Annotated in this window: 22 protein-coding genes and 2 tRNA genes; 6 read left to right on the top strand and 18 right to left on the bottom strand. The window is 64.3% G+C overall.

What is annotated here, in order from left to right; translation table 11 throughout:
• Positions 1-362: 362 nt before the first annotated feature.
• On the bottom strand, positions 363-977 hold the full coding sequence (locus H3005_RS00325; RefSeq protein WP_191077364.1) for a hypothetical protein: 615 nt from the start codon (positions 975-977) through the stop codon (positions 363-365).
• Positions 978-1,040: 63 nt separating this feature from the next.
• On the opposite strand from H3005_RS00325, the gene H3005_RS00320 reads away from it, so the two are divergent.
• Positions 1,041-1,307, top strand: coding sequence for a hypothetical protein (locus H3005_RS00320; protein WP_191077363.1), 267 nt, complete (start codon positions 1,041-1,043; stop codon positions 1,305-1,307).
• A 938-nt stretch (positions 1,308-2,245) separates the two neighbouring features.
• On the opposite strand, the gene H3005_RS00315 is transcribed toward H3005_RS00320, so the two are convergent.
• The 12 genes from H3005_RS00315 to dtd all read right to left on the bottom strand — a co-directional run bounded on the left by H3005_RS00315 (position 2,246) and on the right by dtd (position 12,132).
• Positions 2,246-2,806, bottom strand: coding sequence for a hypothetical protein (locus H3005_RS00315; protein WP_141134220.1), 561 nt, complete (start codon positions 2,804-2,806; stop codon positions 2,246-2,248).
• Complete coding sequence (locus tag H3005_RS00310; protein WP_141134221.1) at positions 2,778-3,347, bottom strand: hypothetical protein; 570 nt, start codon at positions 3,345-3,347, stop codon at positions 2,778-2,780. Before H3005_RS00310 ends, H3005_RS00315 begins: the two co-directional genes overlap by 29 nt.
• Positions 3,348-3,540: 193 nt before the next feature.
• On the bottom strand, positions 3,541-4,302 hold the full coding sequence (locus H3005_RS00305) for a hypothetical protein (protein WP_191077362.1): 762 nt from the start codon (positions 4,300-4,302) through the stop codon (positions 3,541-3,543).
• Positions 4,303-4,455: 153 nt separating this feature from the next.
• A tRNA-Arg gene (locus tag H3005_RS00300) sits at positions 4,456-4,533 on the bottom strand.
• Positions 4,534-5,752: 1,219 nt separating this feature from the next.
• Positions 5,753-5,962 carry a hypothetical protein gene (locus tag H3005_RS00295; protein ID WP_191077361.1) on the bottom strand — a complete coding sequence of 70 codons (210 nt, stop codon included), beginning with the start codon at positions 5,960-5,962 and terminating at the stop codon, positions 5,753-5,755.
• A 92-nt stretch (positions 5,963-6,054) separates the two neighbouring features.
• A complete protein-coding gene (locus tag H3005_RS00290; protein WP_191077360.1) occupies positions 6,055-6,306 on the bottom strand; it encodes a hypothetical protein in 252 nt (83 codons plus the stop codon).
• A 246-nt stretch (positions 6,307-6,552) separates the two neighbouring features.
• On the bottom strand, positions 6,553-7,242 hold the full coding sequence (locus H3005_RS00285; protein ID WP_191077359.1) for a phage antirepressor N-terminal domain-containing protein: 690 nt from the start codon (positions 7,240-7,242) through the stop codon (positions 6,553-6,555).
• 57 nt (positions 7,243-7,299) lie between these two features.
• A complete protein-coding gene (locus tag H3005_RS00280) occupies positions 7,300-8,514 on the bottom strand; it encodes an integrase arm-type DNA-binding domain-containing protein (RefSeq protein ID WP_191077358.1) in 1,215 nt (404 codons plus the stop codon).
• Between the two features lie 176 nt (positions 8,515-8,690).
• Positions 8,691-8,766 (bottom strand) — tRNA-Ile (locus H3005_RS00275).
• Positions 8,767-8,810: 44 nt separating this feature from the next.
• The gene (locus H3005_RS00270; protein WP_223879979.1) at positions 8,811-9,047 is read right to left on the bottom strand and encodes a hypothetical protein; all 237 of its coding nucleotides are present in this window, start codon (positions 9,045-9,047) and stop codon (positions 8,811-8,813) included.
• 703 nt (positions 9,048-9,750) lie between these two features.
• A complete protein-coding gene (gene rpoD, locus H3005_RS00265) occupies positions 9,751-11,601 on the bottom strand; it encodes an RNA polymerase sigma factor RpoD (RefSeq protein WP_100553731.1) in 1,851 nt (616 codons plus the stop codon).
• Between the two features lie 90 nt (positions 11,602-11,691).
• Positions 11,692-12,132, bottom strand: coding sequence for a D-aminoacyl-tRNA deacylase (dtd, locus tag H3005_RS00260; RefSeq protein ID WP_089237155.1), 441 nt, complete (start codon positions 12,130-12,132; stop codon positions 11,692-11,694).
• 60 nt (positions 12,133-12,192) lie between these two features.
• Here dtd and H3005_RS00255 point away from each other — a divergent pair, with 60 nt between their 5' ends.
• From H3005_RS00255 to H3005_RS00240, 4 genes are all read left to right on the top strand, one after another.
• Positions 12,193-13,113: a lauroyl acyltransferase gene (locus H3005_RS00255; protein WP_100553732.1), complete on the top strand. Its 921-nt coding sequence runs from the start codon at positions 12,193-12,195 to the stop codon at positions 13,111-13,113.
• A gap of 75 nt (positions 13,114-13,188) precedes the next feature.
• A complete protein-coding gene (gene ribA, locus H3005_RS00250; RefSeq protein ID WP_191077357.1) occupies positions 13,189-14,322 on the top strand; it encodes a GTP cyclohydrolase II RibA in 1,134 nt (377 codons plus the stop codon).
• A gap of 112 nt (positions 14,323-14,434) precedes the next feature.
• Positions 14,435-14,911 carry a PH domain-containing protein gene (locus tag H3005_RS00245; RefSeq protein ID WP_100554223.1) on the top strand — a complete coding sequence of 159 codons (477 nt, stop codon included), beginning with the start codon at positions 14,435-14,437 and terminating at the stop codon, positions 14,909-14,911.
• Positions 14,908-16,449 (top strand): PH domain-containing protein, encoded by a 1,542-nt coding sequence (locus tag H3005_RS00240; protein WP_100553733.1) that lies wholly within the window; start codon positions 14,908-14,910, stop codon positions 16,447-16,449. The genes H3005_RS00245 and H3005_RS00240 overlap by 4 nt, the downstream gene beginning before the upstream one ends.
• 110 nt (positions 16,450-16,559) lie before the next feature.
• Here the strand turns inward: H3005_RS00240 and H3005_RS00235 are convergent, their stop codons facing one another.
• Positions 16,560-17,618: a CDP-glycerol glycerophosphotransferase family protein gene (locus H3005_RS00235; RefSeq protein ID WP_100553734.1), complete on the bottom strand. Its 1,059-nt coding sequence runs from the start codon at positions 17,616-17,618 to the stop codon at positions 16,560-16,562.
• Here H3005_RS00235 and H3005_RS00230 point away from each other — a divergent pair.
• Positions 17,617-18,423: a glycosyltransferase family 2 protein gene (locus tag H3005_RS00230; RefSeq protein ID WP_100553735.1), complete on the top strand. Its 807-nt coding sequence runs from the start codon at positions 17,617-17,619 to the stop codon at positions 18,421-18,423. The genes H3005_RS00235 and H3005_RS00230 overlap by 2 nt on opposite strands.
• 25 nt (positions 18,424-18,448) lie before the next feature.
• On the opposite strand, the gene H3005_RS00225 is transcribed toward H3005_RS00230, so the two are convergent.
• From H3005_RS00225 to fmt, 4 genes are all read right to left on the bottom strand, one after another.
• Positions 18,449-19,735 (bottom strand): O-antigen ligase, encoded by a 1,287-nt coding sequence (locus H3005_RS00225; RefSeq protein ID WP_243381886.1) that lies wholly within the window; start codon positions 19,733-19,735, stop codon positions 18,449-18,451.
• Between the two features lie 122 nt (positions 19,736-19,857).
• A complete protein-coding gene (locus H3005_RS00220; RefSeq protein WP_100553736.1) occupies positions 19,858-21,570 on the bottom strand; it encodes a glycosyltransferase family 39 protein in 1,713 nt (570 codons plus the stop codon).
• Between the two features lie 22 nt (positions 21,571-21,592).
• The gene (gene rsmB, locus H3005_RS00215) at positions 21,593-22,924 is read right to left on the bottom strand and encodes a 16S rRNA (cytosine(967)-C(5))-methyltransferase RsmB (protein ID WP_191077356.1); all 1,332 of its coding nucleotides are present in this window, start codon (positions 22,922-22,924) and stop codon (positions 21,593-21,595) included.
• 3 nt (positions 22,925-22,927) lie between these two features.
• Entirely contained in the window at positions 22,928-23,851 is a 924-nt protein-coding gene (fmt, locus tag H3005_RS00210) for a methionyl-tRNA formyltransferase (RefSeq protein WP_089237173.1), read from the bottom strand.
• Between the last annotated feature and the right edge of the window lie 59 nt (positions 23,852-23,910).

Here is a 23,910-nt window from a genome sequence, read left to right as displayed (position 1 = left end):
GCGCACCCTGTCAAGAGAACCATTCTTAACAATTTATATGTAGGATCAAGGCACCAGACGCCTTGTGATCTACACGCATGACGAATACACAAGTCTTCCGGATCCTGCGGATCAGGCCCACTCTCCAACTCAACGGAACGATGGAAGGGATCGCCTCGCTTCAGTCCAAATGCACGGCATGCGGGGACGAATCGAGAATGTCCAAAGGCTGCGGCCTTGAAGACACAGAGGGCGGCGTGAAGCTCACCTGCCTAGTGTGCAAGGCAAGCGACGTGCTGACGTTTGAGGATGCCCGAATCCACTGGCAAGAACAGATGCGGCGCGATCGTGCGCTGGCACTTGCAGGCATCGTGCCCGACGACCTAAAGCGTTCCTAGGTCTTGGACAACCGCTTGGTGTTCACCTAGCGAGGCAACCAGAAGCCTACCGCCTGCCACTTGGCGGCCGACAGCCTGATTAAGCCACTCCGCTTGGAGGCGCCCCGCCTGCAGCACGTCTACGAGCTCAAAACTGTCGGGCCGCCCTTCCAGCGGCTCGCCTGGAGATGCGAGCCCGCCGTCCAGAGGTTGGACTATCGCCGAGGCAGCGCTGTCGTGTTTGGCATAGGCGGTTGCCACCATCCGCCCGCTCTTCGACGACCAACCACCGAGAACAAGCTCGGTGCCAAGCGCGGATCGAGGTAGGCCGGCATCGATCGCTGCCCTTTCGTAGACGGGCCAAAGCTTGTCGATCACCAGGCCCAGCTCCCTCATCAGCTGCTCCATGGTGAAGTCGGCCCGGAAGCTGGCCTGTAGGGACAACTCGTACATCCTGAGGAAGAACTGTGTGGAGCCGCGAGCTGCCAAGAGCAGATTGTGTTGCGGAATCAAGAGCAGCTTCGCCCCTGAAGATGGAGCCCCCGTGAGTGCGTCCTCGGCCAAGGTATCGACCGCGACGAGAAGCTGGTCAGGTCGCAAAAGAACGTTGAGGATGCTCATAGCGCGGATCCGTAGGCTTCTGCCGACTATCTCCGCTATTCAGCCACCTGTCTAGAGACGCCGATGTCAGAAGCGACCACCGAAATGCTGCAGCGACTTGAGGCCTGCGAGACGTCCTTGGAGGCCCATCGCGGCTACTTGAAGGCGTTCGAGTACGGACTTCGTGCAGCGGTAATCACCCATCCCAGACCGGAGGAGCTTTGCCGCGTGTGGGCGCAGTTGCTTCCTGGGATTGCAGAGAAGCACTCCGGGGATGGTGGCGCCATCTACACGGCGGCCCTGCAGCAAGCGCTCGCGCTGCTCACAGATCAGATTCGAGCGCGGACCTAATCCGCCGCCGCCCCTTCTGCCCGACGTGTGTCGCTACCTCGCCACCCTACAGAACCCCGTCGGCCATTTGGCATGGGGAGTAGCCAATGCGAGCGCATCCGAAATCGATGCGAACGCATTGCGAACGCATCGGTCAAGCATGGCGAACGCATTGGATGTCAGTCGAGCAATTGCTCGAGGCGGCTTCCACACATAGAACGCGTTCGCCGTTACGTCACGGGTGACGTCACTGTGACGTAACGGTCTAGCAGGGTTCGACAACCGTTCCCCAGCGTTTCCAGCCGCACAACGTGGCTTAAGGCTTGCGACGCCGACGACCTCGCAGACCGGCTCGGTTAGTGTCTCGCCATTTGAGGACTTCACCGGCAACCCATGTTGCCGGTCGCATCGACACTCTGATAGGGAAGTCTGGACGACACGCGACCGTTTCCAGAACGGTTCTAGGCGTCACCCCAAGGAGTTCCCCCACGGCACTCGCATTTATCGCCCTGAGTTCAAATGGTACTAGGCTGTCGTTCTCGTTCATGACCGCGCCCTTGGATGAGGTGGCGCCTCTCAGCCTAGCTCAGGATTTTGCCCCTGTCGCCCGCCAAAAAAATAGGACTCGAACCCCCTTGTGCTGCATCGATCTTGGAGCCCCTGGCGTAAAGGCAAGCCCAGATTCTTCTACGCCCGGCGCACGATGCGCAATGCTGTGAAGGACGGAATCCTAGGCCAGGACGAGCGGTTTGGCCCTCACAGTTTGAAGCACCGCGGCGTAACGGATACTCAAGGTGGTAGAAAGCTGGCAAGTGGCCACAAGACAAATGCAATGATGCACATCTATGACCATTCATTACCAGTAGTTAACGAATCACAACACAGGCAGGAGCGCGAGCTGGAAGAGAATTCGCGGCCAACCGAACGTAAAGGCAATCAAGAGTGAGAGGTGCAGGACGTTAGCCCGCCCCTCTCATTGCGACTTTGTAAGGATTAGATTTCCGAGCCTCAGAAAGTGCCCTTGCAAACTTCGGGTCAAACTTTGTTTGATCCAGCTCGTTGCTCTTAAGCGCCTGATCTACTTCGAAAGCAACTCTTCCCCTTGCTACCACTGTCGGATCTTTAACGCCGACGCGGCGAGCGCACTCCAAGGTCATGCCAACAAGTCGTCGCAGCGTGACTTGCTTCACGCTGACATGATTCTTGTCGACATTGGCGATTTTTGTAGTGCCCCCACCGTCGAGATTCACCTCAAGCCCGAGAGCTTGAAGCTGACCATCATCCACGACACAGTAGGCGACGTCATCGAGCTTTTGGGTGCCAACCGTGACCGCCATCGCAATGCGCTCCAACCCGAGGGGCTGATCGCCTGACCCCATCGAATAAAAGGAGATAGCACCATACTTCTGATGAACTTCAAAATTTCGAACAGCAGATCCACAAAGTGAATCCTCGTTGAGCTCACCCTCTATAACCTGCCGAAAGCAAATCTCACGGCGCAGTATTCTTAGCAACTCCATGTGCGCTCTCAATTGTTTGCACAGCACGCTCAATTTCTGCTCGGAGGCGATCCGATTTCATTCTTGACTTAGACGCCTCAAGAGAAGAAACGACCCCGTAATCACCAACTTCCTCTAACGATCGAATTGCTGCCAATCGCTGCTCGTCGTTGTCGCTATCCAGCAGAGAAACGAAAAGATTGTTTCTGGACGACAACGAAACGGGCACGTTGGGTAACGCCAAGTAGCGCACAACGGCCGCCCGGACCTCATCTGTCAAAGACTCCGTCGACGTGTGCAATGCGCGCGCCACTGCCCCCCCCAAGGAAAGTCCATCGTTCAAATGATGATCGATGACTTCCGCGACAACATCTAAGCGATATCCACTATCAAGGTCGTCATCCTTCAGCGCACTCATCGCGACAAAAATCTCACGTGTCGCTTGAACGACAGCATCAGCCTCGGAATACTGGCAAGCCGTATAGGAAGAATTGTACAGAATGCTTACGGGACGATGATTCCCCGTCGCTTCCCATGGCGAACGAAGAGCAGCTCGAAGCATGCGAGCAGCCATAGAATAAGCTTTTGATCCGGCCGCGCTTGGCTTCGCTGAACTGGCGCCCGTGGAGACTGCCGGATCTTGAATGATGAATGACCAAGTAGCAGGGTCGTTCCGCCCGTCTCGGGTAACGACCGGCAGGGCCTCCTTTTGAGCGGAACTCGTAGACAAACGCTTTGTGGGCGCGCTTAAGCTGCTACTGAGAGATCTTTCCATTGACAAGCGTCTCCGTCGCTTCTTTCGCAAGATTCCGGATCAATTCGACTGCATCGGCAGATTTAAGGGGAACAGTTCGCTCAGCAGACGAGTTGAAATCCAACTGAGAGGTAACCGAAAAGCTCTCTGCAATCTTGGGGCCCGGATGAGGGATGCCACCAACTACATTCAATTGGTTCACGAAGTTGTGGATGGTTGCCCAGCGAGAGATACGGTTACATCTAATATTCTCGCCATCAACCTCAAGGGTGAACCACCGATTTATTTGGAAAATCACCTCTCCAGATGACTTCGGATCTAGATTAACTTCAGGCAACAATTCATTCATTTGAGCGTATGCAGAGTCTCTGTCGCTGGCAGGTAGCAGCGCATGTACGCCAACGGCTACACGAGTCACATCGCTCTGCTGAGACAACCAGCCGCATACAGGATCCAAGAAGATCGCCAGGGCGCTCTTGAGATCGCCTAAGCTCTGGCTTTGCAGCGGCGCCTCCTCTTCTTCGACCTTCCAGACGAAATCCGCCCGACCTGGGGCCGTCGCGACAGTGATCTTGCCGACACCCAGCGACCCTAGCTGCTGAGTCTCGCCAAGAGGCTTTCGGATTTCCTTCGACTCCACTTCTACGTCGGGATAGACCTCGTCCAACTCAGGTTCTGCTCGCCCCTCCCCCGCCGCACTCGGCGCGAAGAACGCGGTGGCGCGAATCACTTGGGGGAGCCACTGGCTCAGTTCCACGGGCATAAACGAAGTCCTAATATTCAGATCAAAGGCAGACCCTGCCTACTGTATCGTAGCCTAAAGATGAATGCCCTTGCGAGTGGGGCCTCAGAATTTGCCATTTCAGGAAGGATTTCGGGAGCCCGTCCACAAAATGCCTCAAACCATTGATTCCAATGGCGCGCCCGACAGGAATCGAACCTGTAACCGCCGGCTTAGAAGGCCGGTGCCTAATCCAGCCATCGGGAAGCCCGCTCAGTAGCTGCGCTACGGTTGCTGCAACTTGCTCACCTGCAGTGCAACCTACCTAAGCCCTGCATTCGTCAGACGTGGCCAATGCCGAGTTGCGGGTGCTGGTAGGCTACCCCTAAACGCCAAGGATCCGGCCATGCGTAGACTGCGGCTCATCTTCCTGCCCTGCCTTGTCTTGCTTGGGGGATGCTCCAGGCAGTCCGAAACATGGACCGCCTTCGTCTACCCGCCAGGGAGGTCCTTGGCGGCCGAAGACGCCTCCAAGGCGATCTTCGGCCGCTACGAGTCCTTCGAGCAGTGCCAAGCCGCCTCTATTGGCGCTCTGCGGCAATTGGCCTCCCAGCATCAAACCGAGGACTTCGGGAGCTACGAATGTGGCGTCGGCTGCCGGTACGAAAAGGAGTGGGATATGTACGTCTGCAAGGAGACCCGGAAGTAGCTTAGTTCAGCGAGTGCTGGTTTATGACTGAGTGAAACATGTCCACCTCAGCCACCCACCGGCCGTTGCTGAAACAGCTAACCAGGCCACATTGGCAGTGCCCACCCGCCCAGCCCGTAGTGCAGGTCGTAGGCCTTCCAGGGTTCGCCGGTTGCTTCTTTTGCCACCTCTGCCCTTCCCTCGAAGTCCTCCGGCAGGCACTGCCGCTCAGCGGACTAACTAACGGGCTGACTACGGCGCACGCACCGCCCTTGGAACTCTCGGCCTTTCCCCATACGCATGGCCAAGGCGCCGCTCAGGTCCGAAAAGTGCCCAGAGAGCCCCGTGTAAGTGGAAATGGACGTAAGACTGCCGGCAGGGCGAAGCTGGCCAGCGTCATAGAAGTCATTGGGGATCTCCATCCTTACTGTTCCCGCATCCTTGTTCCAAAGCCGAATGATCTGCCCAAACTCGCGTATCTCTGCGTACATGGTTGCTGGCACTACACCACCACCATCAGCGGAGACTGTCCCTTCGCAGACCAGCACGTATTCGTCAGAGCCATACCGAACCAGAAGAAAGCCGGCAAGGCCGAGAGCCGCCGATAAGGCGACAACAGAGCCAACGGACCACGCCAGCGCAGCTAGCAGTGCACGCCACACCGGTCGAAGCGGAGGCTTCCCACCATAGAGCCGGCTGTTCTTCTCGTGCTCGGCCTGGGCGGCTAGCCAATCGGAATCACCCATTCCGTCTCCTTGATGGTTCGATGGCAGCACCGGCCTACGGGGCGGCCGGTGCCAATCATCACTTCATGCCGGGCAGGGAACCAAGCCAGTTGTTGAACTGCTTGCTGTCTCGCCCCGCCATCTCCTGCGCGAAGACCCTTGCAGCCTGAATAGACTGAGCCAGGATCTCCTCGAAAGAAGGTCCCTCCTGCCGGGAAATCGCTTGCGCGGCCGCCGCCGCATAGATGTGGGCGACCAGGCCATGGTCGGGTTGCCTCGCATTGCTCATCACCATCTCCTTGGCTGCCCCGGCCAGTCCAGAGCCTCAAGCCATCCTATCAGGATCAGCCTCATCCTCCGGCCTTTAGGGCCTGACAAAACTCAGTTGATCGGATCGGTCCGGTAGGCGTAGTGACTGTCCACCATGACCATCGCGGAGGACCCTACGAAGGCCACGACAAGGCCGCAGGTGCACTCCTCACCGACCTCCCCAGGGCACCCGTCCTCATGGAGGAGGTAGTGCAAGTTGATCTTGCCGATCAGGTCCTTGGCCAGACCGGCCCGGGTGATCAGGTCTACGTAGTCCAGCGCCCTCTCTGCGGAAAGGACTTGGGGGGCCTCACAAAGCAACATGGAGCTACTCCTTTTGGGGACTCCAAAAACTGGACGTCGGGCAGACCTAGGCCGTTCCGCTCGCATCTCGTGCGCGTGCGGGTACTGGTCTCGAAACTCGGGGGTGGTGGTGGTGGGCTCGCGCGCGTAGAGGCGTCCAGAAACTCCAGCGCCCTAGCCAAAGAGCTGCTGCCTTAGCCCCTGACTTCCCGGAGGACAGCGGCCAGCTGACGAAGCGCCTTCCGCTCCCCGCCCTTCCAGGCGTTCCTAGCCGCCTTGGCCTTTCCTTCGACGCTGCGCGGGCCGGTCGCCTCCTCCCAAGGTCGCCAGTTCTGGATTGCCTGCGCCTGTCGCCGGCGCCGCTCTGGGGTCCAGCCATTGCGCATCTGAGATCTCCTCCAATAGTTCGTTCGGCCGTCTTTTGGTTTCCGCGCGCCCGGCCTCTTCCGGGACCGGCCCGAGAATTTCCGGGGCAAGGTTGTTCACCTGCTGGTGGCCACCGGCAATGTTGGCCTGCTTCACGAACGCCACGGCCCTGGGGTTCTTGATCTCGGCCAAGGTCTCCAGAGTCGTCCGGCACTGGGACTGGGCCTTCAGGGCCAGCCGCATGTAGGTCTCCATGGCGCCCATGTGCTGCCCCATGTTTAGTGCCGCTCGGCGGCTCATCTCCAGGAAAACCGCATTCAGGGCAATGGCTTGGCTGGTCAGCAGCCCATCGGCCTGGTCGGTCCCGCCCTTGGCGGCCCGCCCTACTGCCGCCCGGGTCGACTTCACGAGTTCGTTTAGCTCGGTCCCGCCGGCTAAGGTATACAACTGACTTCGGAGAACCGGATGGGACTGCATCCTCTCCAGCTGCTTCTGCCAGACGAGCCCCATGCCCTCCACAACTGGCCGCATTGCCACAAAGGGCTGTCCTTGATACATCCGTCCAATCAGCTCGGCGCCATGGAACTCCACTTGGACAATTCCAGTATGCTTCTTTGTTCGGCCCCCTCAAAGGCCTATCTCCGGTGGTTAGGCGCGCTTGGCTTTGAAGGCCAGCACATTCGGTTCTGTAACGCGCAGCTGGTCGAGATAGTCAGACCAGGCCTGCATCATCTTCCGGCGTTCCGGCAGGTGGGTTGCCCGGTTGTAGGCCCGCCCAAGCGGATCCTTTACGGCATGCGCCAACTGATGTTCGATGTAGTCCGGGCGATAGCCAAGCACTTCGTCCAGCACGGTTCTTGCCATCGCTCGGAAGCCATGGCCCACCATCGTGTCCGAGTCGAATCCAAGGTTCCGCAGCGCTGCGTTCAGTGTGTTCTCACTCATCGGCTTTAGGGCACTGCGAACACCAGGGAAGACAAACTCGCTCCGCTTCGTATACGGGTACAGCTCCCGCAGAACCTCAACGGCCTGATGAGACAGAGGGACGATGTGGGGGGTCTTGGTCTTGCTAGTGACGTAACGCCACTCACCAGCTTCCAGATTGATATCGGCCCATTTCGCCTGCCTCAGCTCGCCAGGGCGAACGAACAGCATGGGGGCTAGCTTCAGCGCTGCCTGAGTCACCAATGCGCCGTGATACCCCCACAGCGCGCGCAACAAGTCGCCGATGACGGCAGGGTCGGTCACGCTAGCGAAGTGCTTGGTCTGAGGCTGCTCAAGCGCTCCTGTGAGGTCCTGAGCGGGATTCCGGTCAGCACGACCCGTAGCGATGGCGTAGCGGAATACTCGCCCAGCGTGGGACCGGGCACGATGCGCGGTTTCCACAACACCGCGCTGCTCCAACTTCCGCAGTGCAGCCAGTAGCACGGGGGCGGTGATGTCCCCAATTGGCAAATCTGTCAGTCCAGCCAGATCCTTCTCGATCAGCCGACGCTCACGCACAACCGATCCGGGGGAAAGGCCTTCCTTCGTCCGCTTGGCGAGCAACTCCAGGCCAATGGCGCCGAAGGTGTTTGCGGCCCGCTCTCCTTGCACCGCCTTTTCGACCCTAGCCACCTGAGCGGGATTGGCTCCGCCGCGCAGCAACGAACGCAGACGGTCGCGCTCGACGCGGGCAGCCTGCAGTGTCATTGAGGGGTACTCATCGAGCGTGACGATGCTGGCCTTGCCCAGGTAGCGATAGCGGTAACGCCAGACCTTGGCTCCCGATGGGCGCACTTCGATGCACAAGCCGTTGGCATCAGCCACACGGAAGGGACTGGCCTTCGGCTTGAGCGAGCGCAACTTGGTGTCGGTCAGCATGTGAGTCGAGCGCCTGTGAGTCGTCTAGGGGCGTCTAGCCCGCTGACACACAGCCTGACTCACTTTTTTCGTGGATGCAAGTGGATGCCACTGGACACCACTGGACGCCAGAACCGCTCTAAATCCAGCACCACCAGGCTTAGCAAGACGTCCTTGGACTCCGATGGACGTCAATGTGGTGGGCCCACCAGGATTCGAACCTGGAACCAAGGGATTATGAGTCCCCTGCTCTAACCGTTGAGCTATAGGCCCTGCGCAGCGTCACAGTGTAGTGGAGCACGGGCGGAGTCGGCTACTCAGTCCGCAGTAGCGAGCACCTGAGCAACATGCTGCAACCGCTTCTCGGCTATCCCAGCGAGCCGCTCCATCTCCTGCAGATGCGCTTGGAACAGCGCCACTGCCCTCATGGCCCCCTCCAGTCCCTTCTGATTGCCGCTACCGAAGCCTTCGATCAATCCTGCGCCAGACTGCGTCAGCAGCGCGAACGTCGCGCGCCTGGCAAACCCCAGCCGATCCTCCCGTTCGTCCTGCATCACTTCATTCCAATCCAGTAGGGGCGGGAAGTCACACGTATCTGCACGGACCCGGTCGCCAGCGCTCCTGCCGGCTGTGGCTTTCTGTCTCATCTTGGATCTCCTACGATTCGTCGAACCTCCTACGCCTCCTGTTGAGAGAGGCGGCCGGGTGCTTCAACACGGTCGTAGGGCCGCCCGCAGCTTTTCCCCTTGCGGGGTCTTGTATGACTGCGCGCCACCCGGCCAGAAACCTTTCGGCTCGCTTGGGTGGCGAGTGATGCGGCTTGACCCTCGATTGCCTGCTGTTAGGCAGACAGCCCTCCTACGACGGTGTGTTGAGCACCTGCGGGGACTGTGTGGAAGAGAAGGTAGTGGCTTCAATTGTTGATTGCGACAGGGCTTGCGGGAGCCATGGCTGCTCAAACAGCTCGACGTACTGGGGCACTTGAGGATCGACCTGGCCAACTCCTTCCCGTCGCTCGGAGTCGCGCGTTATTGCTCAACAATGCTCAAGCCGGTTGCGTCAAAAGGCGCGAATTTTGGCGATTGGAGACGACGAAGAATTGGCCAAAACGTCATCGTGGGAGAGCAGCCGAGCATGGGCTCGGCTCTACAGAAGGCACCCTCGCCATCCGGCGCCCAGCCCAAAGAAAAACCCCGCCGAAGCGGGGTTTTTCCAGACAGAAGCAGTTGCCGAGCATGGCTCGGCACTACCTGGAAATCAATCGATATCCAGGAAGCTGCGCAGCTGCTCCGAACGGCTCGGGTGACGCAGCTTGCGCAGGGCCTTCGCTTCGATCTGGCGGATACGCTCGCGGGTCACGTCGAACTGCTTGCCGACTTCCTCAAGGGTGTGGTCGGTGTTCATGTCGATGCCGAAGCGCATGCGCAGCACCTTGGCTTCCCTCGGGGTGAGGCCAGCCAGCACGTCGCGCACGGTTTCAGACAGGTTGATGTTGGTGGTGTTCTCGATCGGGGACTCCACATTGGTGTCCTCGATGAAGTCGCCCAGATGGGAATCCTCGTCGTCGCCGATCGGGGTTTCCATCGAGATCGGCTCCTTGGCGATCTTCATCACCTTGCGGATCTTGTCTTCCGGCATGTCCATTTCCTTGGCCAGCTCCTCCGGCGTAGCCTCGCGGCCGTACTGCTGGAGCATCTGGCGGGAAATGCGGTTCAACTTGTTGATCGTTTCGATCATGTGCACCGGAATACGGATGGTGCGCGCCTGGTCGGCGATCGAACGGGTGATGGCCTGGCGGATCCACCAGGTCGCATACGTGGAGAACTTGTAGCCGCGACGGTACTCGAACTTGTCCACGGCCTTCATCAGGCCGATGTTGCCTTCCTGGATCAGGTCGAGGAACTGCAGGCCGCGGTTGGTGTACTTCTTGGCGATGGAGATCACCAGGCGCAGGTTGGCCTCGACCATTTCCTTCTTGGCCTTGCGCGCCTTGGCTTCGCCGTAGGCCATGGCACGGCTGAGTTCCTTCAGCTCGTCCAGGTCCAGCAGGGTGACCTTCTCGATGTCGATGGTGGCCTGCTGCTCGGACACGATCTGGTCCTTCACTTCACGCAGCGCCGAAGACCACTTCTGCTTGCGCTTCAGTGCGTCTTCCACCCATTCCAGGTTGGTCTGGTTGCCTTCCCAGGAACGGATGAAGTCCTTGCGCGGCATGCGGGCAGTGACGGTGGCCAGGTTCAGCACGCGGCGCTCGTGGGCCTTGACGCTGCCCATGGTGTCGCGCAGCTGCTTGGTCAGCACGTCGGTCAGCGGCAGCGGCAGCTTCAGGGTGACGAACACCGCCGACATCTCCTCACGGAGCTTCAGCAGGTTCTTCTTGTCGCCCTTGGCAACGGCCTTCTTGAAGGCGTTGAGGGCATCGCTCAGCGCCTGCATGCGCGCGGCGACTTCCTCCGGATCCGGACCGGTCGGCGCGGCTTCTTCATCGGCGCCGTCGACATCATCTTCTTCCTCGTCGGCGTCGTCATCGCTGTCATCCGAGTCGTCGGCCACGGCAGCAGCCGGGGCCGGCACTTCGTCGGACAGGTCATTGAAGCCGACGATCACTTCGGCAAGGCGCTTGCGGCCTTCCTTGTGCGCTTCGTAATCGGTCAGCAGCGATTCGACCGACACCGGGAACTGGCCGAGTGCGGCCTGGACCTGGGACAGGCCTTCTTCGATGCGCTTTGCAATGGCGATTTCGCCTTCGCGGGTCAGCAGCTCGACGGTACCCATTTCGCGCATGTACATGCGCACCGGGTCGGTGGTACGGCCACCTTCGGTGTCGAGCGCGCTCAGCGCGGCGGCAGCCTCTTCGGCTGCGGTGTCGTCGACCTCACGGTTGCCCGTGTTGCCGTCGTTGAGAAGCAGGGTTTCCACATCCGGAGCAACTTCATGGACATCAATGCCCATGCCGTTGATCATGCCGATGATGTCTTCGATCTGTTCCGGGTCGACCATGTCGTCCGGCAGATGGTCATTGACTTCGGCATAGGTCAGGTAGCCCTGTTCCAGGCCCTTGCTGATCAGTTGCTTGATTTCGGATTGGGCAGGACGTTCGTTGGCCATGTAGTGCTCGCGCCACCGGCTAGGGGGAAATAGGGAACGTAGCATTATACCAGCCCGGGGCCCGGCCTGCCGGGCGGTGGTCCCGGTGGCCTAGGGCCTGAGGAGGAAGGTCACGGGACCGTCATTGACCAGGCTGACGACCATATGGGCACCAAAGCGGCCCGTTTCCACCCCTGGTGCGTGATTTTCACGACAGATCCCGACAAATCGATTGAACCCGCGTTCAGCCTCCTCCGGCGGTGCCGCGCTGGTGAAGCTCGGCCGCATGCCGGAACGGGTGTCCGCGGCCAGGGTGAACTGGCTGACCAGCAGCAGGCCGCCGCCGGTATCACGCAGCGAGCGGTTCATTTTGCCCGCCTCATCTGCAAACACACGGTAGCCGAGCACGCGTTCGGCCATCCGCTGCAGCTGGGCCTCGGTATCGCCCGGCTCCATGCCGACCAGGGCCAGCAGGCCGGGGCCGATCTGCCCTACCGCCTCACCTTCCACATGCACGGCGGCCTGGCTGACACGTTGAATCAGGACGAGCATTGGCGGGCTTCCAGGCAAGGGCCGGCCACGATAGCAGCGCCCTTGGCTAAACTGGGGGAGATGAATCCACACCGCAAAGCCCGGCTGGTCTACCGCGCCACCACCCTGTTCGCCCGCCTGCCCTGGCCACTGCTGCGCGGGTTCGCGCACGCCCTGGCCTGGATGTGGGTGCGCCTCGATGCCCGCGAAAGCCGCGTCACCCGCCGCAACCTGGAGCTGGCCTACCCCGAGCTGGACGCCCCGGCACGCGAACGCCTGCAGCGCGACCTGCTGCGCTCCACCGCCCTGCAGGCCATCGAGACCCTGCGCCTGTGGAGCCGGAAGCCCGAAGACAACCTGCGCCTGTACCTGAAGGAGCGCCACGGCCAGGCGCTGTACGACGCGGCCTTGGCCAGCGGCAAGGGCGTGATCGTGGCGGCCCCGCACTACGGCAACTGGGAGCTGCTGAACCAGTGGCTGGCCTCGCGCGGGCAGATCGCCATCGTCTACAAGCCACCGGAGGACGAGGCCAGCGATGCCTTCCTGCAGATCGTGCGCGGCGGCCACAACGTGCAGCAGGTGCGCGCCGAGGGCCCGGCCGTGCGCCAGCTGTTCAAGGTACTCAAGGACGGCGGTGCCACCGGCATCCTGCCAGACCAGCAGCCCAAGGCCGGCGACGGGGTGTTCGTGCCGTTCTTCGGCGTGCAGGCACTGACCATGACCCTGGTCAACCGCCTGGCCGAGCGCACCGGCGCGACGGTGCTGTATGGCTGGTGCGAGCGCATCGGCCCGGACATGGAATTCGCCCTGCACATCGAGCCGACCGACCCGGCCGTGGCCGACCCGGACCCGCAGGTCGCCGCCACCGCGCTCAACGCGGGTATCGAACGCATCGCCCGCCGCGACCCGGCGCAGTACCAGTGGACCTACAAGCGCTATACGCTGCGGCCACCGGGCAGCGGCGAGGAAGACCCGTACGCGACCGACGAGCATCCGCACTGAAAGCCGCTCCACCCGGCCTGCGACACACCGCCGCAGCACGTTGAATACGACGCTGGCGCCCCCATAGAGACACCGATGTCCGCCTCCCCCGGTCCTGCCATGTCTGCTTCCTCCCTGTTCGGTGATCCGGCGGCGATCCGCTGCGAGCGCGCGGTCGCCGAACTGCGCGCCGGTCGCCCGGTCCTGCTTCACGATGGCCAGGGCCAGCGCCTGGCGGTGATCGCGCTGGACAGCGCCACCGCCAGCAGCTTTGCCGCCTTCGCCAGCGCCGCGCGCGAGCGCCATTACCTGTACCTGACCGCCACCCGCGCCCGCGTGCTCGGCGTGGAGGCACCCGAGGGCGCGCGCCTGCCACTGGCCGGCGTTGCGTTCGATGCCCTGCCCTCGCTGGGTTACCTGCGCGAATCAGGGCCGATGCCCGCGGCCTGGAGCGCAGGCGATGCGTTCGATGCCGGCGCGGTGGAACTGGCCCGGTTGGGCCTGCTGCTGCCGGCGATGGTGGCCGTGCGCCTTGAGGCGGCCGACAACACCTTCGATGGCGCCGCCGACGTCGGCCTGTGCGATCTGGCCGAGGGCGCTGCGCATGCCGCACATGATTACGAACTGGTGGCGCGTTCTCCGGTGCCGCTGCGTGATGTCGGCATGACCACGTTCGCAGTGTTCCGCGGCGGCGTCGCCCAGCGCGACCAGGTGGCGATCATCGTCGGCGAACCGGACCTTTCCGCCGTGGTGCCGGTACGCGTGCATTCGTCCTGCCTCACCGGCGACCTGTTCGGTTCGCTCAAGTGCGACTGCGGCGACCAGCTGCGCCGTGGCCTGCGCAAGCTGAAGGAGCTGGGCGGCGGCGTGCTGCTGTACCTGGACCAGGAAGGCCGCGGTACCGGCATCGCCGCGAAGATGCGCGCCTACGGCTACCAGCATGACGGGCTGGATACCATCGACGCCGATGCGCAGCTGGGCTTCGGTGCCGACGAGCGCCGCTATGGCAGCGCGGTGGCGATGCTGCGCGGCCTGGGTGTGTCCCGTGTCGCCCTGCTCAGCAACAACCCGACCAAGGCACAACGCCTGCGCAATGCCGGCATCGAAGTGCTGGACTGCATTCCGGTCACCGGCGAGATCACCGCCGAGAACGAGCACTACCTGCGCACCAAGGCCGACCGCGCCGGGCACCTGCTGGATGTCGACGCGCTGATCCAGGCCGCCCAGTAACGCGGGCGACCTGCTAACGTCTGCGCGGTGCGGCCATCACCGCGCCTGCCCGCCCTGCTGCCCGACGGACGCCCGCGTGACCGAACTTCCTTTGCCTGTTGCTGCCGCCGAAATGCCCCTCGACCACTGGCAACCCCTGCCGCGGCGCGCTGCCCGGTTGGCGGCGCTGGAGGGCGCCTTCGGCGGCCTGTTCATCCCCGGCGCACCGCTGGCGGCCGTCTGGTGGTTCTTCGATCTTCCCGGTGGCCTGTGGGCTGCGTCGCTGGGCCTGCTGGTCGGCCTCGCCTTCGGTGGCTGGATCGGCCATCGCCGCCTGACCCGCACCCGCTGGCGGCTGGATGCACAGGGCCTGGGCCTGCGCCGCGACCTGATGTGGCAGCTGGAGACCCGCATTCCCATTTCGCGCGTACAGCACCTGGACCTGCGGCGCGGGCCGCTGGAGCGGCGCGCAGGCCTGGCCACGCTGATTGTGCACACCGCCGGCACCCGCCTGAGTGCAGTCACCGTCAACGGCCTGGACGAAGCCGATGCCGAGCGCCTGCGTGACACCCTGGCCCATCAGCTCGACCAGGACGCCGACGCCCTGTGAGCCTGCCGCCGCCCCTGCCGCCGTCGCTGCCCAGTGGTGGCGAAGAGCATCGCCTGCACCCGTGGTCGTGGCTGTTCGTGCTGTTGATGCAGCTGCGCCACTATTTCCTGCCGCTGATCGCATTGCTGGTGTTCGGCCAACGTGGCGACCGCGATCCGATGTGGGCACAGTTGATCCCGTTGAGCGCCATCGCCGCACTGGTGCTGGTCTCGGTACTGCAGTACCTCAGTTACCGCTACCGCATCGGCAACGATGCGATCACCGTGCGCAGCGGCCTGCTGGCGCGCAACCGGCGCGAGATTCCCTTCGCCCGCATCCACAACGTGGAAGTGCGGCAGAACCCGTTGCATCGGTTGTTCGGGGTTGCCGAGCTGCGCCTGGAGTCGGCCGGCGGCGTGCGCCCGGAAGCGGAGATGCGGGTGCTGCGGCTGGACCAGGCGTTGGCCCTGGAACAGCTGGTGCGCCAGCGTGGACAGGCGCCCCAGCCGACGCCGGGCGACGCGCCGGCTGCCAGTATCGTGCCGTCCGACGACGAGCAGGTCCTGCTGCGCCTGTCGAGCTGGGATGTGCTGCGCATGGGCCTGCTGTCCAACCGGGGCTGGGCACTGGCGATCGCCGCCTTCGGTGTTCTGTTCCAGACCGTACCGCGCCCGGTGATGGACGATGCCATCCAGCGTGGCGGGCGCGAGGCCTTCGGCTACGCCAGCCATCTGCATGCAGGAGTGACCGGCGGGCTGGTGCTGTTGGCGGCCGCATTGCTGCTGGGCTGGCTGTTGTTGCGGGTGCTGTCGGTGGTATTGACGCTGCTGCGCTACCACGGCTTCACCCTCAGCGAGCGCGAGCGGCGCCTGACCGTCTCCACCGGCCTGCTCAGCCGCACCCGCAGCAGCGTCGCGCGCCGCCGCATCCAGGCCTGGACGCTGGGCGAGAGCACCCTGCAGCGCTGGTTCGGGTTGCGCCAGCTGCGTATCGACAGCGCCGCCGGTGGCCCCGCGCGCGATGACGATCGCGCGCTGCGCGAACTGGCACCGCTGGCCGGCGCCAGCGCCTGCGACAGGCTGGTGCGCCACCTGCTGCCGCAGCTGCAATGGCCACCACAGCAGTGGCAGCCGATACCGCAACGCGGATGGTGGCGATTGTCGCTGTCCACGTTGCTGACGGTGCCGTTGCTGACCGCCGCGCTGTACTGGCGCTGGGGCCTGCCGGCCCTGGCGCTGCTGGCCTGGCTGCCGGTCAGCCTGTTGATCGCGCACCGGCAGATGGCACGGATGGGCTGGCACCTCGATGGCCAGTTCGTGGCGGTGCGCGGCGGCTGGTGGAAGCGCTGGTGGCGCTGGGCCGAGCTGGACAAGGTGCAGGGCCTGCGCCTGCAGCGCTCACCTCTGGACAAACTGCTGGGCACGGCCAGCCTGCAGCTGGACACCGCCGGTGCGCATGGCGATGTGGCGCTGGCGCTGCGCTACCTGCCGCAGGCGCGTGCGCATGCGTTGATGGAAGAACTGGCGACGGCGCTGGCGCGGCGCAAGCTGCGCTGGTAAGCGGCCGAGCGTTGAACTGACCATCCACGCATGGCGTGGATCTACCGTAGAGCCGAGCCCATGCTCGGCTTGCCGCAGCCGAGCATGGGCTCGGCTCTACAGGACCTACGTCACCGCTGCGACGGCCCCCAGTAGCCCAGGTCCTTGCGGATCTGCAGGTCACGCACCCAGCTGCCAAACGGTTTGCGACGCAGCGCACCCATCTCGCCGGACAGGAAATCCTCGGTGGCGGCGATCACCCGCTCGCTGGACAGGCCATCGCGGTAGGGGTGGATCGCATCGGCGTAGCGCACGATCTCCGCCTGCAACGCCGCATCCGGATGCAGCGCGCGCGCCAGCATGGCCGGCAGCTGCTGCGGATCGTCGAAATCGATCATGTGCGGCTTCGGCACGCGGTTGCGGAAGGTCACCACCGGCTTGTGCTGGACGATGAACTCGGAAACGATCGATGAGGTGTCCGATACCAGCACGTCGGCGGCGCGCTGGGCAGCCATCACCTGTTCCGGTTCGATGAAGCGCGCATTGGCGCCGGCCAGCGCGCGGTAGCGTTCGAACAGGTCCGGCGGGCACTTCGGGTGCAGGGTCAGCAGCCAGTAGTGCTGCCCGGCGGCGATGTCGGCCGCGATCTGCGCATGCAGGTGCGGGGCGGCACTCAAGCGTTCGGTGAAGGTTGAACCGAACAGGATCACTGGGCGGCCACCGGCCGCACTACGCAGCGCGGCACTGTCGCCGCCGTCATCGCGGAACAGCGGGTCCAGTTTCGGCCAGCCGGTTTCCGCCACGGCGAAATGGCCCTGCACTGCCGCGATCTCGCGGAACGGCGCGGTGGTGGCAGGGCCCTGCGTGCAGTAAAGGTCGAACATGCCGCGCACCCGGAAGTGACCACGCGCACTGTCGCGCTTTTCCACGTTGAAGCCGTGGAACAGCTGCACCTTGGCCCCCGACAGGAAAGTCGGCACCCAGTTGGCCGCGCTGAACACCGCCCGCGGACGCATCGCCAGGGCCTGCTTGAGGCCGATGTTGGGCACGCCGGGCAGCTGGCTGCCAGCCGCACCATCTTCGAACCAGGCCGCCACTTCCTGGCCGGAAGCGTGCAAGGCCTGCACCAACGGGGCGAGAATAGGCAGCGCATAGCGCTCCGTCGCAAACAACAGGTACCCGGCCATCATGTCCTCCACGACCGCTCCCATCGAACGGCCTCGCATCTCGGCCTGCATTATCGCGTTCAACGAGGCCGGGCGCATCGGCGACTGCCTGGCCTCGCTGGCCTTCTGCGACGAGATCGTGGTGGTGGACTCCCTGTCCACCGATGCCACGGTAGCCATCGCCGAGGCGGCCGGCGCCCGCGTGCTGCAGCGCCCGTTCGATGGCTTCCGCAGCCAGAAGGCGTTCTGCGTCGAGCAGGCCCGCCACGACTGGGTACTGTGCCTGGACGCCGACGAGCGCGTCAGCCCGGAACTGCGCACGGCCATCGAGCAAGCCCGCGACGGCGGTTTTGCAGGTCATGCGGGTTACCGCTTCGCCCGCCTGTCGGAGTACTTCGGCAGATTCCTGCGCCACGGCAATGCCTATCCGGACCGGGTGCTGCGCCTGTTCGACCGCCGCCACGGCGGCTGGCGCGGCAAGCGCGAGATCCACGAGGCGGCCAGCGTCGATGGCGCCGTCGGCACCCTGCACGGGGACCTCATCCACTTCCCTTACCGCTCGCTGCAGCAGCAGCTGGCCAAGACCGAGAAGTACGCGCGGATGATGGCCGAGCACGAGTTCGCGCGCGGCAAGCGGGCCACCCTCGGCAAGCTGGTGCTGGCCCCTGCCTGGCGGTTCTGGCGCGGCTTCCTGTTCCGTGGCGGCTTCCGCGACGGCTGGCATGGCCTGGTGTATGCCTATGTGCGCGCCAACTACGTGCGGCAGAAGACCATCATGCTGTGGATGCTGGGCAACGGCCAGGCCGTGTCCGACCCACCCAACCGCTGAACGGGGAATCGGCCTGGGCTGGACGCTATCGGGCGTTCCTTGCCCGGTGTCGCGCACCTTCCACGATCGACAGGCCGGTCAGCAGGCCGACGATGGTGACGTAGAAGCTGGCGGTCATCTGGTGCGCGAACATCGACTGGGTCAGTCCGCACAGGATGTAGGACACCACCACCATCACGCCGGCGGCAGCCGGGCCACGGAAGGTGGTGTGCCCGCTGCGCCGGTGCAGGCGCACGAACACCCACAGGGGCACGCCATACACGGCCAGCAGCAGCAACACGCCCGGCAGGCCCTGGGTAGCCGCCCACTCGGCGACATCGTTGTGAGCATGGCCCAGATGGCAGCGCTGTTCCTGCGGATCCTCACGACAGATCGGAACCCGCTGCATGGCGTTGTCGAAGTGGCCCACGCCCACCCCGATCAGCGGGTGATCGAGGAAGGTATCCCATGCCACCTGCAGGCGCTCGACCCGGGCCCCTGCCGATGAGTCGCTGTCGCCCTGCTCCATGCGCTGCACATCGCTGTGTAGTTCCGTCAGGCGCACCTGGTGGCGCAGTTCGGGTACCGACAGCAGCAGGGTTGCAGCGATGGCCAGCATGCCGGCAAGCACCGACAGGCGCGCCACGCCGGTGCGCCAGCGCAGGCTGAGGGCCAGCACCACCAGCAACGCCAGCAGCGCTGCGAACACACCACGGCTGCCGGTGAGGATGATGGTTCCACACCCGGCGGCCATGCCGACGATCACCAGCGACCAGCGTCGCGAGGGCCGGCAGAACACCAGCAGCACCATCAGCATCACCACGATGTCGGCAAGCACGATCGCGTTGGTGGACAGTTCCGCGCGCGGCGCGCCTCCCAGTACCTGCAACAGCGCCAGCGCGAAGGTACCCAGCAGGCCGGCGAACGCACCACGCCACAACCAGCGCATGTCCGGCCGCAACGCGCAGACCCACACCGCGATCCACGGGATCACCAGGAATCGCGAGCGGTTGTCCACGTTGCGCAGGCCATGCTCGAACACGACCATCGAGAGCACGCCCAGGGCCAGCACCGCCAGCGTCAGCCAGGTCAGCACCCTGATCGGCTGGGCATCCATGTGCCGCGCACGCCACAGCAGTTCCGGCGCCATCAGCGTCGTGACCAGCAACACCAGGCCATACGGCAGCAGGTTGATGGGAATGGTCAGCACCAGCGCCGGCATGCAGAACAGGCCGATCTGCGCCAACCAGTGCGCAGTGCGCGGGCGCCCCCCAACGGGTACGCCCAGCGGATCGCCGGCCGTGGATTCCAGGTTGTGCTGTGAAACTGCCACGTCGAAAAGTTTCGCTGCGATCCTGCGGAATGAACGGGATCGCCGGCACGGCCGATCCCACGTTGACGTTTTACTGCCTTTGTCGCTGCTTGGGCAGTCTGGACAAGCACAGGCCAGAGTGGTTACTCCTCGCGCTGCAGTCGCTGCTCGCGTTCGCGCTCCTCGGCGCTGGCCACGCACCGGCCCTGCACCGCAGCGCCCGGCACCAGCCACCAGCGGCGGCGATTGGCGATTCCCGCCAGTTCGGCACGGCTGCGGTCGATACAGGTCAGCAGCGCGTCTTCGTGGACCAGCAACCAGCGCCGCTGCGGCGCCAACTGCTGCCATTCCACGGCCGTGGCCAGCTGTGCATCCCAAGGCTCGTTGAAACCGAAGGTTGCCGCCGGGCGGTCGGCCATCAACAGATTCTGCTCTTTCCAGGCCACCAGTCCCAACTCGGCATCGGCGCCGATGCGCTGGCCGGTGTGCCGCATCAGGCCACGGGCGGAACTTGAATCATTCAGCACCGGATAGCCGATCAGGCTGTACAGCACCCAGACGACAGTGAGCGTCGAGACCAGCGCCAACTGGCGGCGGCCGCGCCCGAACAGCAGCAGGCTGGCCACACCCCAGCCGCCCATCGCCATCGCCGCCCAGGCCAATGCGTTCATCTCGCCATTGCCGATGCCCCGCGTCTGCATCAGCCGCGTTTCGAAGCCGGGCTTGCCCAGCAGGGCAGCCAGCCCGGCGGCCAACGTGCCCAGCGACAGCAGCAGGGTGAACGCGCCCAACAGCCATTGCACATCCCGCCGCCGCAGCAGCCCCGGCAGCAGTGGCGCCAGCGCAAGGCAGAACATCGGCAGCGCCGGCAGGATGTAGACGTCGCGCTTGCCATTGGGAATCGAGAAGAACAGCACGATCAGCGCCCACCAGCCCAGCAGCAACAGATAGCGCGCGTCCCGACGCTGCAGCCGGCGCCGCCAGGCAGGGATCGCCCACGGCACTGCCAGGAAGGCGGGAATCCACATCGACGGCATGGTGCCCAGGAAGTACCACCAGGGCTGGTGGTGGTCCCATGATTGCGCATAGCGCTTGGCGGTCTGCCGGAACAGGATGTCGTCCATGTAGGCCAGGTACTCGCCGGAGCGGGTCGCCAGTGCGGTCATCACCATCGGCACCAGCCACAAAGCGATGGCCAGCACGAACGCCAGCGGCGCCAGCCAGAAGCGCAGGTCGCGCGCATGCAGCCGCACCCGCGGCCAGTGCAGCGCCGAACCTATCACCGCTGGCACGATCATCAGCAGCGCGATAACGCCCACGCCCTTGGTGATCACCCCGATGCCGGCAAAGAACCAGCCCAGCCACCACCAGCGCCACGCGGGTCCCAGCAACAGGTGGCGCAGCAGACCGTAGTTGGCCAGGGTGATGAACAACACCACCAGCGGGTCGATCTGCGCCTTCTTCGCCTGGAAGGTGAACTGCAGGGCGAACAGCAGCGCCCAACCGGCGTACAGGCCAACCTGGCGTGTCCACAGGCGCCGGCCCAGATCGACCACGCACCACAGCGTGCCGAGTGCGGCGATCAACGAGGGCAGCAGGAACGCCACACGCCAGTTGCCGACCACGCTGTACAGCGTGGCCTGCCACCACATCAGCATCGGCGGTTTGTCCGAGTACAGCTCCAGCCCACGGTGCGGGAACAGCCAGTCGCCGCTGTCCACCATCTGCTTGGCAACCAGGGCGAAGCGCGGTTCGTCCGAGGGCCAGGGATCGCGTAGTCCCAGGCCGGCACCCAACACCAGCAGGGCCATCACAACGAACAGCCACGTCTGGCGTGATGCACGGGTTTTCAGCATGGGGGCTCGGACAGCGGTTGGGTCAGCCCTTTTTTAGCAGACGCGCGTAGAAAAATCCGTCAGCATCGTTTTCACCGGGCAGGCGCTGGCGTGCGATACCGTCACAGTCCAGACCAAATGCGTCACCCAGCGCGACCGCTTCCGCATCCGCGTGCCACTTCAGGAAGCCCTTTACCTGATCGACGTTTTCCGCGCGCAGGATCGAGCAGGTGGCATACAGCAGCACACCGCCGGGGCGCAGCATCGACCAGCAGGCCTCCAGCAACCGGGCCTGGATGCCAACCAGCGCATCGATGTCTTCCGCGCGGCGATGGAACATCACGTCCGGCTGCCGACGGATGACGCCGGTGGCCGAGCACGGTGCATCCAGCAGGATCGCATCGAACGGAACGCCGTCCCACCATGCCCCCGGATCGCTGGCGTCGGCCACCAGGACCTCGGCGCCTTCGCCCACCCCGGTACGGGCGAACGTATCCTTGGCGCGCGCCAGGCGACGGGCGTCGATATCCAGCGCCAGCAATCGCAGGCTGGGGTCGCGCTCAAGCAGGTGCGCGGCCTTGCCACCCGGGGCGGCACACGCGTCGAGCACACGGCTGCCGGTCGGCGGTGCCAGCGCGTCGGCGGCGCATTGCGCAGACAGATCCTGCACCGACAACAGGCCTTCGCCGAAGCCAGGCAACTGGTTCACCGGAACCGGCGCGGCCAGTCGCAACGCATCGGCGCTCAGCGGGCTGGCTTCGGCGGCAATGCCCGCCTCGGCCAGGGCCGCCATCATCTTGTCGCGCCCGCCCTGCTGGCGGTTGGCACGCAGCCACAACGGCGCCGGCTGCAGGCTGGCAGCGAAGATCGCCTCGGCCTGTGCCGGCCAGTCGCGTTCGACGGCCTCGGCCAGCCAGAGCGGAAATGCGTCGCGTGCCGGCTGCTCGGGGAAGCCCTCGCGCTGGGCCCGGCGCAGGATCGCGTTGACCAGGCCCGCCTGGCGTTCACGGCCAAGTGCGCGTGCAGCATCGACCGTGGCCGAAAGCGCCGCATGGGCCGGCAGTTCCAGCACATCCAGCTGGGCGAAGCCCACCATCAGCAGCGTGCGCAGGTCGGCATCGCGTGCGGACAGCGGCTTCTGCATCCATCCCTGCAGGGCGGCGTCATAGGTGCTGCGACGGCGCAGCACCGCAAAGCACAACGCTTCAAGCAGCGCACGGTCGCGGGTGTCGGCCAGTTTGGGCAGCGCCCAGGCCAGCTCCGCCTTGAGCGAACGGCCGCGGGTGAACACCTGCGCCAGCACGCGCGCCGCCAGCATGCGGGTGGCTGCGCCCGGCGCCGCCTTGGCGATGGAAAAATCGTTTGCCTTGCTCACCCGTCAAACCCCCACGCGCAGGTCACGGCGGGCATTGAGGTAGTCGGCGGCGGTGATTGCCTTGCCACCTTCCCGCTGCAGCACGCGCAGGCGCAGCGCGCCCTGCCCGCAAGCGATGTCGATGCCCTCGCGGCCAGCGGCCAGCACCGTGCCCGGTGCCTGGCCATGCGCCACATCCAGCGCCACCGCGCCGTGGATGCGCACGCGCTCAGCGGCCAACAGTGCCTCGGCAATCGGCCACGGATTGAACGCACGCACCGTGCGCGCCAGCGCTTCTGCGTCCTGCGCCCAGTCCAGTTTTGCCTCGGCCTTGTCCAGCTTGTGCGCGTAGGTCACGCCCTGCTCCGGCTGCGGCCGTGCGATCGGCTTGATGCCGGCACGCAGCAGGCCCAGCCCATCGGACAGCACCTGCGCGCCGAGCTCGGCCAGCTTGTCGTGCAGCTGGCCACCGGTATCGGTGGCGGCGATCGGCAGCTCCTGGTGCAGCAGCACCGGGCCCGTATCCAGGCCTGCTTCCATCTGCATCAGGCAGATGCCGGTCTTCTCGTCACCGGCCTGGATGGCACGCTGGATCGGTGCGGCGCCGCGCCAGCGCGGCAGCAGCGAACCATGCACGTTCCAGCAACCGTGGGTCGGGATGGTCAGCACCGCCTTGGGCAGGATCAGGCCATAGGCCACCACCACCATCAGGTCCGGCTGCAGGTCACGCAACTGCTGCTGGGCCGCCTCGTCCTTCAGCGTTTCCGGCTGGTACACGGGAATGCCGCGGGCGACCGCTTCCAGCTTGACCGGCGAAGGCGCCAGTCCACGGCCGCGACCGGCCGGGCGATCAGGCTGCGTATAGACAGCCACCACCTCGTGATGACGCGCGGCCGCGCGCAGCGACGACACCGCGAATTCCGGCGTACCGGCAAAGACAATCCTCATGGCAACCCCACTTGCAGGATGAAATCGTGCAGGAAAAAAAACGGCGCCGTCGACCGGCG

This window comes from Stenotrophomonas sp. Br8 (genome assembly GCF_014763005.1).
GTDB classification, from domain to species: Bacteria; Pseudomonadota; Gammaproteobacteria; order Xanthomonadales; family Xanthomonadaceae; genus Stenotrophomonas; species Stenotrophomonas lactitubi.
Note: the sequence above shows the minus strand (reverse complement) of the source record. Positions and strands in the feature narration are given on the sequence as shown.